Source organism: Rhizobium sp. TAL182 (assembly GCF_002117725.1).
GTDB classification, from domain to species: domain Bacteria; phylum Pseudomonadota; class Alphaproteobacteria; order Rhizobiales; family Rhizobiaceae; genus Rhizobium; species Rhizobium esperanzae.
Map to the genome: position 1 here is coordinate 19,618 of NZ_CP021025.1, position 14,266 is coordinate 33,883.

Genomic DNA, 14,266 nt, shown 5'->3' on the forward strand with positions numbered 1-14,266 from the left:
CCATGCAGAAGACGTGGAACAATAAAGCCTGGTTTCTTGTCCTGCCGGTGCTGCTGCTCGTCGCTTTTTCGGCCGCCATCCCGCTGATGACCGTCGTCAACTATTCGGTCCAGGACACGTTCGGCAACAACGAGTTCTTCTGGGCCGGCACCGACTGGTTCGTCCAGACCCTGCATTCCGACCGCTTCTGGGAAGCGCTCGAGCGCAACCTGCTCTTCTCCTTCATCATCCTGGCGCTGGAAATTCCGCTTGGCATCTTCATCGCGCTCAACATGCCGAAGAAGGGCATCGGCGTTCCCGTCTGCCTCGTTCTGATGGCGCTGCCGCTGCTCATCCCGTGGAATGTCGTCGGCACCATCTGGCAGGTCTTCGGACGCGTCGATATCGGCCTGCTCGGCCACACGCTCGAAGCGATCGGCCTCGACTACAACTACGTCCGCGATCCGGTCGATGCCTGGGTCACCGTTATCATCATGGATGTCTGGCACTGGACGAGCCTCGTCGTGCTGCTCTGCTATGCCGGCCTCGTCTCGATCCCCGACGCCTATTATCAGGCCGCCAAGATCGACGGCGCCTCGCGCTGGTCCGTCTTCCGCTACATCCAGCTTCCGAAGATGAAGCGGGTGCTGCTGATCGCCGTGCTCCTGCGCTTCATGGACAGTTTCATGATTTATACCGAGCCCTTCGTCGTCACCGGCGGCGGCCCCGGCAACTCGACGACCTTCCTGTCGATCGATCTCGTGAAGATGGCCGTTGGCCAATTCGACCTCGGCCCCGCCGCGGCGATGTCGATCATCTACTTCCTGATCATCCTGTTGTTGTCATGGATCTTCTACACGGTCATGACCAGCAGCGACGCCAACGCCTGAGAAAGGAGAGATCCATGGGTTCGACAATGAAATACAAGCCCGCCGGAAATTTCTCCTGGGTGGTCACCACGCTCTACATCCTCTTTCTGCTCCTGCCGATCTATTGGCTGATCAACATGAGCTTCAAGGAGAATGCCGAGATCACCGGCGCCTTCTCGCTTTGGCCGCAAAACCCGACGCTCCGGAACTACGCCGTCATCTTCACCGATCCGTCCTGGTATAGCGGTTATATCAATTCCATCATCTACGTGGTGATGAACACTGTCATATCGGTGCTTGCGGCGCTGCCGGCGGCCTATGCTTTCTCGCGCTACCGCTTCCTCGGCGACAAGCATCTGTTCTTCTGGCTGCTCACCAACCGGATGGCACCGCCCGCCGTCTTCGCACTGCCCTTCTTCCAGCTCTATTCGGCCTTCGGCCTGATCGATACCCACATCGCCGTGGCGCTCGCCCACTGCCTGTTCAATGTGCCGCTGGCCGTGTGGATCCTGGAAGGTTTCATGTCGGGCGTGCCGAAGGAGATCGACGAAACCGCCTATATCGATGGTTACTCCTTCCCGCGCTTCTTCGTGAAGATCTTCATGCCGCTGATTGCGAGCGGGATCGGTGTCGCCGCCTTCTTCTGCTTCATGTTCTCGTGGGTCGAACTGCTGCTGGCCCGGACGCTGACGACGACGGCGGCAAAGCCGATCTCGGCGATCATGACGCGCACGGTTTCGGCGGCCGGCATGGACTGGGGCGTACTGGCGGCAGCCGGCGTGCTCACCATCATCCCCGGCGCGCTGGTCATCTATTTCGTCCGCAACTACATCGCCAAGGGCTTTGCCCTGGGCCGCGTCTAAGGAGGAGACAGCCATGAATTTTTCCTGGATGGCCTGGACGCTGCCGACGGCGCTGTTCTTCCTGACGATCCTGGCGCTGCTGATCGCCATGAGCGTTTGGGAATATTTTTCGCCGGGCGGCACGCCGCGCACGGGCGTGCTGCGTTTCGAGACGACGCGCGGCGACCGGCTTTTCATTTCGCTGCTTGGCGCAGCGTTCATTCATCTTGCATGGCTTGGGCTCGCTGGGCCCAACCTGTGGTGGGCTCTTGCCATTTCCGTAGTCTACGCCATCGGCGTGTTCCGCTACGTGTGACGGCAAGGAGAAGACAGATGGCCGGGGGTACTGGCCGCCTGAGACGTGACTGCAATCGCAAACCCTTGGGAGGATATTATGCGACGGCACTTATTGACGACGACAGCAGGCTTGCTGCTGGCGATGACAGCATCGGCCTATGCCGGCATGGACGAGGCCAAGACGTTCCTCGACAAGGAAGTCGGCGACCTCTCGACGCTTACCCGCGCCGACCAGGAAAAGGAAATGCAGTGGTTCGTCGATGCCGCGAAGCCTTTCGCCGGCATGGACATCAAGGTCGTTTCCGAAACGATCACCACGCATGAATATGAATCGAAGGTGCTGGCTCCGGCCTTCACTGCGATCACGGGCATCAAGATCACCCATGACCTCATCGGCGAAGGCGATGTGGTCGAAAAGCTGCAGACGCAGATGCAGTCGGGCGAAAACATCTACGACGCCTATATCAACGACTCGGACCTGATCGGCACGCATTGGCGCTACCAGCAGGCTCGCTCGCTGACCGACTGGATGGCCAATGAAGGCAAGGATGTCACCAATCCTGGCCTCGACGTCGACGACTTCATCGGCAAGTCGTTCACGACAGCGCCTGATGGCAAGCTCTACCAACTGCCGGACCAGCAGTTCGCGAACCTCTACTGGTTCCGCTACGACTGGTTCAACGACGAGAAGAATAAGGCGGACTTCAAGGCGAAGTACGGCTACGATCTCGGCGTGCCGGTCAACTGGTCGGCTTATGAGGATATTGCCGAGTTCTTCACCGGCCGCGAGATCGACGGCAAGAAGGTCTATGGCCACATGGACTACGGCAAGAAGGATCCGTCGCTCGGCTGGCGGTTCACCGACGCCTGGCTGTCGATGGCCGGCAATGGCGACAAGGGCATTCCGAACGGCAAGCCGGTCGACGAATGGGGTATCAAGGTCGACGAGAACTCCCGTCCGGTTGGTTCGTGCGTCGCGCGCGGCGGCGACACCAACGGCCCGGCAGCGGTCTATTCCATCCAGAAGTATCTGGACTGGATGAAGGCCTATGCACCGGCCGCCGCTCAGGGCATGACCTTCTCCGAATCCGGACCGGTCCCCTCGCAGGGTGAAGTCGCCCAGCAGATGTTCACCTACACGGCCTTCACGGCCGACTTCGTCAAGGAAGGCCTGCCGGTCGTCAATGCGGACGGCACACCGAAATGGCGTTTTGCCCCGAGCCCGCATGGCGTCTACTGGAAGGACGGCATGAAGCTCGGCTATCAGGATGCCGGCTCCTGGACGCTGATGAAGTCCACGCCTGTCGATCGCGCCAAGGCGGCCTGGCTCTATGCCCAGTTCGTCACTTCCAAGACTGTCGACGTGAAGAAGAGCCACATGGGCCTCACCTTCATCCGCCAGTCGACGCTCGACCATAAGTCCTTCACCGACCGCGCGCCGAAGCTCGGCGGCCTGGTCGAATTCTACCGTTCGCCGGCCCGCCTTCAGTGGTCGCCGACCGGTACGAACGTTCCTGACTATCCGAAGCTCGCGCAGCTGTGGTGGCAGGCAATCGGTGATGCCTCTTCCGGCGCCAAGACGGCGCAGGAAGCGATGGACTCGCTTTGCTCCGAGCAGGAAAAGGTGATGCAGCGCCTCGAGCGCGCCAAGGTCCAGGGCGATATCGGCCCGAAACTGGCCGAAGAGCATGATCTCGCTTATTGGAACGCGGATGCGGTGAAGAAGGGCAACCTGGCACCGCAGCTGAAGATCGAGAACGAGAAGGAAAAGCCGCTTACCGTCAACTACGACGAACTCGTCAAGAGCTGGCAGAAGAAGTAAGGCGGACCCGGCCGGAGGCGACGGGGCCTCCGGCCATAATTTCCTGCCACCGGCAGCAGGCCGGTGGCACCCCACAATCTTTCTCTCATCAAACCCGGCGTCCTGCCGCTGAGCGGCGGGCTGAGCGGTTTCGTGCGAGCCGGAGACGGATATGAGCGGCTATATTCTTTCGATCGACCAGGGCACGACGTCTTCACGCGCCATCATCTTCGATGGCGACATGAAAATGGCCGGCTCGGCGCAGGCGGAGATCACCCAACATTATCCGCAGCCCGGATGGGTGGAGCATGACGCCGCCGAAATCTGGCAGTCCGTCATTAATACAGTGCGCAAGGCGATCGCCGATGCCGGCATCGACGCCGACGTGATCGCGGCGATCGGCATCACCAATCAACGTGAGACGGCGGTCGTCTGGGATCGCAAATCCGGCACGCCGCTTCACCGCGCGATCGTCTGGCAGGACAGGCGCACCGCCGAAATGTGCGAGAGCTTGAAGGCCGACGGATATGAGAAGCTGTTCAGCGCCAAGACCGGCCTGCTGCTCGACCCCTATTTCTCGGGAACGAAGCTGCGCTGGCTGCTCGACAATGTCGATGGCCTGCGCGAGAAGGCCGAGGCGGGCGAGGTCTGCTTCGGCACGATCGACAGCTGGCTGATCTACAAGCTTACTGATGGTCGCGTGCACGCCACCGATGCGACCAACGCGTCGCGAACGCTGCTCTACAATATCGATGACGGCGCATGGGACGAGGAGCTTCTCGGCATTCTCGGCATTCCCTCAGCCATGCTGCCCGAAGTCAGGGAATGCGCCGATGATTTCGGCCTAGTCGACGAGGCTCTGTTCGGGGCCGCGCTTCCGATCCTCGGTGTCGCCGGCGACCAGCAGGCGGCGGCCGTAGGCAATGCCTGCTTTGACCCCGGCATGATGAAATCCACCTATGGCACCGGCTGCTTCGCTCTGCTGAACACCGGCCGGGACCGTGTTTCCTCCTCCAACCGCATGCTGACGACCATTGCCTGCCGGCTCGACGGCGAGACGACCTATGCGTTGGAAGGCTCCATCTTCATTGCGGGTGCCGCCGTACAATGGCTGCGCGACGGCCTCGGCATCATCAGCCAGGCTTCCGAGGCCGGGGTTCTTGCGACCAAGGCGGACCCCGGCCAGCAGGTCTATATCGTTCCGGCCTTCACCGGCCTCGGCGCGCCCTATTGGGATCCGGGCGCGCGCGGCGCGATCTTCGGCCTGACGCGCAACAGCGGCCCGGCGGAATTTGCCCGCGCCGTGCTCGAGTCCGTCGCCTATCAGACGCTCGATCTGCTGGTGGCGATGAAGAAGGACTGGGGCGCTAACCAGTTGGAAACGGTATTGCGCGTCGATGGCGGCATGGCGGCTTCGGATTGGACGATGCAGTGCCTGGCCGACATCACGGGAAATCCCGTCGACCGCTCGGCGATCCGCGAGACGACGGCGCTGGGCGCCGCCTGGCTCGCCGGCTCGAAAGCCGGTATCTGGCCGGGCAGGCGGGAGTTCGCGCGGGCCTGGGCCTGCGACCGCCGCTTCAATCCCTCGATGGAGGAGGGCGAGCGGCAGGCCAAGATCATCGGTTGGAAGAACGCCGTGTCGCGCATGATTTCGGACACAGCGGCGGGATAGCGCCGGATCGGGTTTGGACTGTCTGACGCAGGCATGTGCCCAGAGGGCGTTCGGCGTATGGCAAGGCCGCCTGTCATCGCCTGTCAGGCGGCCCTATCCTTGTTATTCGCCCATGGTCTCCTGAACGTCGGCGAGATCAATGCCATGGGTGTCAAACCACCAATCCGCACTCATGGCGGAATAGCGGTCACGCAGGCGCAGATATTTAGCGCGGAGCCGCGTCTGGCGTTCGACCTCGTCCTTGAAAAAGGGATGGTCGAGCGCGCCGCCCATTTTATGGATGCGGCGGAGCAATTTGCGCAGAACATATCCCTGCTCCTTGTTGCCCGGCCGATAACCGCTCTCCACGATCGTCATGACCGTCTCGCGCAATGTCTCAAGCGCATCGCTTTGCGGCGTGCCGTTGACGATCATGTCGAGACGCTCCGCGCCGAAGCCGACGTCTATGCAGCTTCCGAGCGGATTGACGATGTTTCCAATCTCGACGCCATCCTTGTAGAACTCGGTGCAGTATCCGGTGATGCTGCCATCGCTCCAAATGCATTCCCGATCTGGAACGACGGGCACGCGCCCGCCATAGAGCGGCGTCCATTCGAGAAGGCAGTCCGGATGGATCGTTACGTGATCCGGCGTGAAGCCCAGCGTTCCCAGAAACGCAAGCCAGAAGTCGATGGCATCGCCGACTGTCATTTCTCTGAAGGAGAAAAGGCCGAGCATGGTGAAGTGGAGAAGATGAGTCCCGTCGCCGATCTCATCGAGGTCGCCCATGCGCAGGCAAGCCTGGCTGTTTGCGACGGTTCCACGATAGGAAGGATCGGAGAAGAGAGATTTGTACTGCTGCATTCCAGCGCTGCAGAAGAGCGTTGTATCGTCGTGCGGCCGTACGGATTCAATGCGTGTGAAATCGATGCCTTTGGAAAGGCAGAAGTCTTGATAGTGCTGGATTAGGCGTCCCGCGATGACATAGGCAACCTCCTTTGCTGTTCGTGCCTTTCTGCAAGATAGCGATATCGCGCGTCTGCGGCAATCCGCTGGCACCAAAGGCAGAGCATGACGACGCTGTCCTGCATCTGCGCAGCTCAGGATCTTGTAATTATGTCCTCTGCCGCGGCGAGCGGGCCATGAGTCTCGCATAGGCGATTGCCGAGAGCATATTGACGTGATTGGCCTTGCCGGTGCCGGCGATGTCGAAGGCGGTGCCGTGATCGACCGAGACGCGGTCGATCGGCAGGCCGAGCGAGACGTTGACGGCCGTCTCGAAGGCGACGAGCTTGATCGGGATATGGCCCTGATCGTGATACTGGGCAATGACCAGATCAAAGGCGCCGTTATAGGCCCGGGCGAAGACCGTATCGGCGGAGATCGGGCCAACAACGTCTATACCCCTAGCCTGCGCCTGCTCGACGGCCGGCGCCAGGAATTCCATGTCCTCGGTGCCGAACAGGCCATTTTCGCCGCAATGCGGATTGAGGCCGGCGACCGCAATGCGCGCCTTCTTGCCGAGGCGCAGGAAATGCCTGTGGCCGGCTTCGATGGTGGCGAGCACCCGCTCGGTCTTGGCGCGTTCGATCGCGCCCTTCAGCGAGATATGGGTCGAGACATGGATGGTGTTCAGCCGCTCGGAAGCAAGCAGCATGAAGGAGCTCTTCGAGCCTGTGAGGTGTGCGAGAAGCCCGGTATGGCCGTCATGGTGATGGCCGGCAAGGTTCATCGCTTCCTTGTTGATCGGGGCGGTGACGATGACATCGGCTTGTCCGGACATGGCGAGATCGACGGCGCGGGTGATGTAGCGCACCGATGCATCGCCGGCGACCGGGCTGATCTTGCCGATTTCGGGCAGGGCGGCGCCGAGCGAGACCTCGTCTACCGCGATCCTGTCGCCGCCGGCGACCTCGGCGGGTCCGAATTTCAGGCCCGAGCCGGTAACGCGATCGGCCCGCTCTAGCGCTTCCACATTGCCCACGATGACGAAATCGCGACGCTCTTCGCTTGGAAGCGCCGCCAAGGCCTTGACGATCACTTCGGGGCCGACGCCGGCGGGATCACCGAGTGTCACGGCGACTTTCGCATTCCTGTCCATCAATCGAGTTCCTTCTGAAACCGTTGCTTAGGTCCGAAGCATGATGTCGTCCGAAAACTGCCCACACTTTTCGGCACCATGCTTTAAAAGGCGGCCGCGTAAATTGAGCGAATGTCGGCGCGGGTGAGATCGCGCGGATTGTTGTCGAGCAGTCGGCGAATGGCAAAGGCGTCGTCGGCCATCGCGTCAAGATCGCTTTCCGGCACGCCCAGACCGGAGAGCTTCATTTCGATGCCGAGTTCGGCGCAGAAAGCGTAAGCCGCATCGAAGACGGAGGCGATATTTTCCGCGGTTTCGTAGCCGAGCGCCGCCATTACCGCTTTCGTCTTCTCCGCGGCTGCCGGCGTGTTGAAGGCGAGAACATGCGGGAAGATCAGAGCATTCGCGGCACCGTGCGCCACGTGCCAGCGCGTGCCCAGAGGGTAGGCGAGAGCATGGCCGCCGGCGGTATTGACCGGGCCGAGACAGAAGCCGCCGTAAAGCGAGGCGAGCGCGAGACCGGCGCGCGCCTCCGCGTCGTTGCCGTCCTTGACGGCACGGGCAAGATACCTGCCGACGAGCCGCGTTCCCTCGATCGCATAGATGTCGACCATCGGATGGGCTTTGCGGTTGGTGAAGGCCTCGACGCAATGGGCCATGGCGTCGACGCCGGTTGCGGCGGTGGTGCGCGCCGGCACGCTGAAGGTCAGCGCCGGATCGACGACGGCGATGTCGGCCAGCATATGCAAGCTTTCAACGGCGAGCTTGGCCATCGTCTTGGGATCGGTGACGAGCGCGCGGATGCCGGCCTCGCTGCCGGTGCCGGAAGTCGTCGGCACCTGGGCGAGCCCGACTTTGCGCGGGCCGTTGACCTTGTTCGGACCGACGACCTCGTGCAGCGTCTGCGTCGAGCCGGCAAGAACGGCGGCGAGCTTTGCCAGATCCATGGCGCTGCCGCCGCCGAAGCCGACGATCAACTCGGCATCGGCCGCGTTGGCCACTGCCAATACGTTGTCGAGATTGGCCGTATCCGGCTCAGGTGTCACCTCGGAAAACACCGTGACCTCGCCCTTCAGTTCCAGCACATCGATGCGCGAAGCGTTGAACGCATCCGAGATCACGAGCGTGCGCCTGTAGTTTTTTTCGGCAGCCCATCTGCCGAGCTTTCCCGCTGTGCCGATGCCGAACTCGATCAAATGCGGCCGAACTATCGTGATTGGCGAACCCAAGCTGGCCATGAACCAGTCCTCCCTGCGGATCTTGCGGCAACAGTGTCGTCTTCTTTAATGTAAAGTTGTAATGTCAATGTCAAGTCGGCATTCCCGAGAGCTGAAAATTTTGTCGCATGATATCGGAAGGTTGAAGCTCTCACGCGGAGAGAATACATATAAACATTAGACAAATCTGGGAGTTATCGGATCTCCCTCGCTGAACTCCAATAGCCCACGCAGGCCGAACCTGCCTGTCGTATGTTCGAGGAGCCAGCCGAACTTGTTATCAAGCTCAAGACGTTCGGCCGGCCGAAGCCATTGAAACCCGCGTCCTTCTCCTTCTTCGGACGCAGATTTACAATTGCTCGGTCGCCGCTTCGCTTACGGCAAGGATTGCGGGGCGAGGCGCACATATTTGATGGCCCGCCGATAGTATGTGTAGGCGATATGGAGTGTACCGTCGCCGCCCTGAACGATCGACGGATAGGAGAATTCGCGGTTCAGCGAATCCTTGGAATTGTTACTGAGGCAGAAGCCGTCGCCGGTATCGAGATCCATGCGATGCGGAAAGCTCTCGCCGCCATCCCGCGATATCGCAAGGCTCAGTGGCGCACGCGGCACACCCCAGACCGCCTTGCGGCCGATAACGGCAACGACGGCGGCCGTTTCTCCAGCCCCGTCGCCTTCGATTTCGTCATAGAGAGACTGGCGCCGCGCATCCGACATGGCTGCATTCGAATGATTGTAAACCATTGCAATCGCTCCATCATCCAGGACCGTGGCCTGGATCGAGGAATTGTTGTTCGGCAGGCCCGTGGGCTCGGGAGCGCTCCACGTCCTGCCGCCGTCGTTCGACCGGCTGGAAAGAACGGTCTCGGCGAAACGGTTGCGGTAGAAGGCGATCATCTCGTCGCCGCCGAGCGGGAGGATGTTCATGTGCACGGCGCCGATGCTGTCGGGAACGTCGTTCATCTGCCAGCTCGCGCCGCCATCGCGCGAGATCAGTACCGCTGCCGTATCGGCGTCGCCGCTCCAGCGCCGGCCGTCGAGGCCGACACAGCGGAAGATCGGCAGCAGCCATTCGCCTCTGTCGTTCACGACGATCGGCTGGCGAACGAAGGTGCCGGGGCTGTCGCAGAGGATACGAACCGTGCCGAACGTCCGGCCACCGTCATCGGAGATCCGGCATTTGACAACGGAACCATCCTGATTGCCCGAGGTCTGCGAGGTAAAAAGCAGCCATGTCTTTCGGTCAGGCGCATTGAAAATCAAAGGGTTCTGCTCGGATTTTTCCGGATCGTCGCTCATCTTTTCCGGTTCCGACCAGCGGTCGGCGCCCGGCGCCAGCCGCGACATGTAAATCGAAATGTCGCCCATGCCCTCCATCGTGCCGCCGAACCAGACGCAGCTCAGCGTGCCGTCGGGCAGGAAGGCGAGATTGGCTGCATGGTTCTGGATGCACGGCGAGGGCAGATAGGCGTCCGCGCGACCCTCGACAGCGGGGTGAGGGGTGATGGCCCCGGTCATCAGGGCTGGAACGGCTTCGGGGGGTAGGCCGGTAGAGCGCATGGCGGGGGTCTCCTCAGGGCAGCTTGGCGTAGCTCTCGGCGAGTGCGGCATAATCAGCTTCGCCGAGCGGCATCAACGGTGCGCGGGTGCGCTTCCAGGCGGGATTGCCTGTCTTCAGTCCGACCATCGCCTTGATGGTCGGGATCTGGACGTAGGAGTTGGATAGTGTGCGGTAGGCGTTGATGCGCACCTGCGCCGCCTCGATTTCGCCGGTGCGCCTCTCGTCATGGACATGGTCGTAGACCGTGCGCAGCGAACTGGCCACGAGATTGGAGGTGGCCGTGATGCAGCCCGCGCCGCCGGCCTTCAAGAGCGGCAGCAGCAGGGGATCGGCGCCCGCCAGGACGGAAAAGCCGGGATAGGCAGCGATAATGGCCTGCATGTTATTGAAATCGCCCGCAGATTCCTTGATGCCGACGACGGTTTCCGGGAAGGCGGCAATCAGCCGGCCGATCAGCGGAATGGAGAGCGGCACACCCGAGACCTGCGGAATATGATAGAGGATGACCTGTAGCCGCGTGTCGGCGACTTTCTCCAGCACCTGCGAATAGGCGGCAAAGAGGCCGTCGTCTGAGACGCCCTTGTAGTAGAAGGGCGGCAGCATCACCACCTTGGTGACGCCGAGCGACAGGGCGTGCCGGGTCAGTTCGACGGTCTCCGGAATGGCGACGACGCCCGTTCCCGGCAGCAGCTTGTCGGCAGGAACGCCGGCCTCCAGCGCCGCTTCCAGAATGGCGCGCCGCTCGCCTCCGGAAAAGGAATTGGCCTCACCCGTCGTGCCGAGCAGGGCCACGCCATGACATCCCTCGGCCAGCAGCCGTCGGCAATGATCGGTGAAAAGGCCGAGATCCGGCGTATTGTTTGCGGTCAGCGGCGTTGCGGCCGCGCTGAAAACGCCTGTAATCCTGTGATGGCTCATTCCGGCCTCCCTTCGGCGCGCCTTGTCTTGCCGATCCGTCGAACCGTCCGACAGCACATGCGATTGTCATTTGTCTGTGGCGATGGAATGCAAAGAACTTTTCCATCGCGGTGCTTTTGTCAAGAAGACAAAATGAGTGACTCCGGAGGCGGAATATTATCTAGCTGTAATTACAGCGTTATTTTTATCATATAATTTTCGACGGATTAAAATCGCGTTTTTTTGTTGACATATTTACAATAACGAGGGAACGATATGACAGGGATTATGCTGCGCCTGGGAGGGTGCAGGGAGAGTGCTGCCGAATTAATCGTGGGAGGAATGCATGTCTTTTGATCAATCTGACAAAACCAATCTATCACGTCGCAATGCGTTGAAACTCGGCCTCGCCGCCGGCGTCGGCCTTACCGTCTTCGGGATGAATGCCCGCATCGTGCTGGCGGACGAAGGCCAAGTCCTGAAAGTCGCGCATCCGGCTTTCGACCAGGACTGGTCGCCGCTGCGTGGCGGCGGCAGAACCTTCCGCTGGAACTCGATCTGGTGGGCTTCTCCGATGTATTTCGACAGTCAGGGCAATATCAAGCCCTACGTCTTCACCAGCTGGGAATCGGCCGACAATACCGTCTGGACCTTCAAGATCGACCCGAAGGCCGTCTTCTCCGACGGCAGCAAGATCACCTCGGCCGACGTCAAGGGATCGTGGGAAGTCGCCTCGATGCCGAACACCAAGAGCCAGCGCGCCGACCAGGTGCTGAGCAAGGTCAAGGGTTACGCCGAAATCGCCGCCGGCTCGGGCAATGAGCTGACCGGTGTCGCGACGCCCGACGAGGGGACGGTCGTCGTGACGCTCGCCGCCGCCGATCCGATCTTCTTCATGCGTCTCGCAAATCACATCGCACCGATCACCAAGGCGTCGCAGTCGCGCGGCAGCGACGGCGAGGAAATCATCGACTGGTACAAGCCGGAGAACAAGCCAGTTTTCTCCGGCCCGTTCAAGCTGACGAGCATCGATATCGATGCCGGCAAGATCACCTTCGAGCCGAATGAGAAATTCTTCGGGCCGAACCCCAAGCTTGCCCGCATCGACATCACCTCGATCGAGGACAATGTCACTGCGACATCGCTGATCAAGTCGGGCGAGTTCAACGCCCATACCGAGCTCGTCACCTCGACGATCATTCAGGATCTCGGCCCGGAATTCTCGGCCGGCCCGCTGATCCCGACCAGCCAGCACTTCTGGTTCAACACTTCCCGCGCGCCGATGGACGATCCGAAGGTCCGCCAGGCGCTGATCATGGCGGTCGATCGCGACGGCCTGTTCAAGGCGTCCTATCCGGATGGCCCCCACAAGAAGGCCGACCAGATCCTCAACTCGGTGCCCGGCGCCGACAATTCCGGCTTCGAGCCTTTTCCCTATGATCCGGCAGCCGCCAAGAAGCTGCTTGCCGAATCGAGCTATGGCGGGCCCGAGCGCCTGCCGAAGCTCCTCTTCGTCGGCATCTCGGCGCCGGCCATTCAGGCGGCCGCCCAGTTCATCGCCGAGCAGTGGCGCCAGAACCTCGGTATTACGGCCGTCGACATGAAGCCGCAGCAGGACGCCTATGCCGGTCCGGATCAGAACTCGGTCCAGATCTTCCGCGACGACGTCGGCACCCGTGTTCCCGACGCCGTTTCCTATCTGGCGGGCAGCATCGCCTCGACCTCGTCGAACGCGCAGAACAAGCTCGGCGGATACAAGAACGACAAGGTCGACAGCGCCCTTGCCGAAGCGGCGACCAAGGCTGCGGACGATCCGCAGCGCGTTGCTCTCGCCCAGCAAGCCCAGAAGGCGTTCCGCGAGGATTGGGCCTTCATTCCATGGTATTCTCAGGCGATGTCGCGCTGGGCCACCAAGGAGGTCAAGGGCATGGAGAAGAACCTCGACTGGCAGATCGCCGAACCCTGGAACATCTCCATCGGCTGATTGGGAATTATCGTTCCTGGCAATAAGCGCGCGAAGGCTGCAAGGCCTTCGCGCAAGTTTCAAGACGAAGAGTGCGATCTGGCTTCAGGGGTGGACCGCATCGACAACAGGTGGGAGGTGGCCTTGCTGCGCTACGTGCTAACCCGGTTCGCCATCTGGATTCCGTCCGTTCTCGTGGTGATGCTGGCCGTCTACGCGCTGGCTTTCTACGGCGCCGGCGATCCGATCAAGCTCATCTTCCTGCGCGCGCCGGGCGACGTCGCCTATAATCCGCAGCGCATCGAGGCCATCCGCGAAAGTGCGGGGCTCAACAGGCCCTTCATCGAACAGTTCGGCCTTTACATCTGGAACCTGCTGCACGGCCAGTTCGGCAATTCGCTGACCTCGGGCCGCGCCGTCTGGGCGATGGTCTCGGCTGCCGCCCCGGTCTCGTTCCAGCTTGCCCTCTGCGCCATCATCCTGACGGCTGTCGTCGCGATCCCGCTCGGCATGATCGCCGCGCTGAACCAGAATTCGCGCCTCGACTATGCCATTCTGGGCTCGGCGCTCTTCCTCTGGGCGATTCCCGCTTATGTCGCCGGTCCGCTGCTGATGGTCGGCCTCATCGTGCTTTTGCCGGGCACGAGCGTGCCTTATGGCTGGGGCGGCGTCTTCGATGTCCGCATCCTGCTGCCGCTGCTCGTGCTTTCCTTCCAGCCGATTGCGCTGATCGTGCGCCAGACGCGCGCCGCCGTCATCGAGGTGCTGTCGGAGGATTTCGTCCGCACGGCGCGCGCCAAGGGTGTGCCGGAGATCATCGTGGCGCTGCGCCATATTCTGCGGCCGGTGCTGACGCCTGTCGTGACGCAGCTCGGCCTGATCATGATCACCATCGTCAACGGGGCGATCTTCGTCGAGCTGGTGTTCGGCCTGCCGGGCCTCGGCCGGCTGACGGTGCAGGCGCTGATCAATTCCGATTATCCCGTCATTCTGGCAATCACGCTGATCGGATCGTTCCTGGTGATGGTGTCGAACCTCCTGGTGGACGTGCTCTATCCGTTGCTCGATCCGCGCGCCAATGATTCAAGAAGGAGCCGCTGACC

Annotated in this window: 12 protein-coding genes; 7 read left to right on the plus strand and 5 right to left on the minus strand. The window is 61.4% G+C overall.

The window, feature by feature from the left end; all coding sequences use genetic code 11:
• Positions 1-2: 2 nt before the first annotated feature.
• From Tal182_RS22325 to glpK, 5 genes are all read left to right on the plus strand, one after another.
• The gene (locus Tal182_RS22325) at positions 3-869 is read left to right on the plus strand and encodes a sugar ABC transporter permease (protein WP_064806463.1); all 867 of its coding nucleotides are present in this window, start codon (positions 3-5) and stop codon (positions 867-869) included.
• Between the two features lie 14 nt (positions 870-883).
• Complete coding sequence (locus Tal182_RS22330; RefSeq protein ID WP_064806465.1) at positions 884-1,711, plus strand: carbohydrate ABC transporter permease; 828 nt, start codon at positions 884-886, stop codon at positions 1,709-1,711.
• Positions 1,712-1,724: 13 nt separating this feature from the next.
• Complete coding sequence (locus tag Tal182_RS22335) at positions 1,725-2,006, plus strand: DUF2160 domain-containing protein (RefSeq protein ID WP_064806467.1); 282 nt, start codon at positions 1,725-1,727, stop codon at positions 2,004-2,006.
• Positions 2,007-2,084: 78 nt separating this feature from the next.
• Positions 2,085-3,809: an ABC transporter substrate-binding protein gene (locus tag Tal182_RS22340; RefSeq protein WP_064806469.1), complete on the plus strand. Its 1,725-nt coding sequence runs from the start codon at positions 2,085-2,087 to the stop codon at positions 3,807-3,809.
• A 151-nt stretch (positions 3,810-3,960) separates the two neighbouring features.
• Positions 3,961-5,463: a glycerol kinase GlpK gene (gene glpK, locus Tal182_RS22345; protein WP_085861040.1), complete on the plus strand. Its 1,503-nt coding sequence runs from the start codon at positions 3,961-3,963 to the stop codon at positions 5,461-5,463.
• Positions 5,464-5,565: 102 nt separating this feature from the next.
• On the opposite strand, the gene Tal182_RS22350 is transcribed toward glpK, so the two are convergent.
• The 5 genes from Tal182_RS22350 to Tal182_RS22370 form a co-directional block, all read right to left on the minus strand.
• Positions 5,566-6,474, minus strand: a complete 909-nt coding sequence (locus Tal182_RS22350; protein ID WP_082240413.1) for an alanine--tRNA ligase-related protein — start codon at positions 6,472-6,474, stop codon at positions 5,566-5,568.
• Positions 6,475-6,556: 82 nt separating this feature from the next.
• Complete coding sequence (pdxA, locus tag Tal182_RS22355; protein WP_085861042.1) at positions 6,557-7,543, minus strand: 4-hydroxythreonine-4-phosphate dehydrogenase PdxA; 987 nt, start codon at positions 7,541-7,543, stop codon at positions 6,557-6,559.
• Positions 7,544-7,626: 83 nt separating this feature from the next.
• Entirely contained in the window at positions 7,627-8,760 is a 1,134-nt protein-coding gene (locus Tal182_RS22360) for an iron-containing alcohol dehydrogenase (RefSeq protein WP_085861043.1), read from the minus strand.
• Between the two features lie 354 nt (positions 8,761-9,114).
• Complete coding sequence (locus tag Tal182_RS22365) at positions 9,115-10,302, minus strand: exo-alpha-sialidase (RefSeq protein WP_085861044.1); 1,188 nt, start codon at positions 10,300-10,302, stop codon at positions 9,115-9,117.
• Positions 10,303-10,315: 13 nt separating this feature from the next.
• Positions 10,316-11,221 carry a dihydrodipicolinate synthase family protein gene (locus Tal182_RS22370; protein WP_085861045.1) on the minus strand — a complete coding sequence of 302 codons (906 nt, stop codon included), beginning with the start codon at positions 11,219-11,221 and terminating at the stop codon, positions 10,316-10,318.
• Between the two features lie 325 nt (positions 11,222-11,546).
• Here Tal182_RS22370 and Tal182_RS22375 point away from each other — a divergent pair, with 325 nt between their 5' ends.
• Positions 11,547-13,184, plus strand: coding sequence for an ABC transporter substrate-binding protein (locus Tal182_RS22375; RefSeq protein ID WP_085861046.1), 1,638 nt, complete (start codon positions 11,547-11,549; stop codon positions 13,182-13,184).
• Between the two features lie 123 nt (positions 13,185-13,307).
• Positions 13,308-14,264 carry an ABC transporter permease gene (locus Tal182_RS22380; RefSeq protein ID WP_029531769.1) on the plus strand — a complete coding sequence of 319 codons (957 nt, stop codon included), beginning with the start codon at positions 13,308-13,310 and terminating at the stop codon, positions 14,262-14,264.
• Positions 14,265-14,266 lie beyond the last annotated feature (2 nt).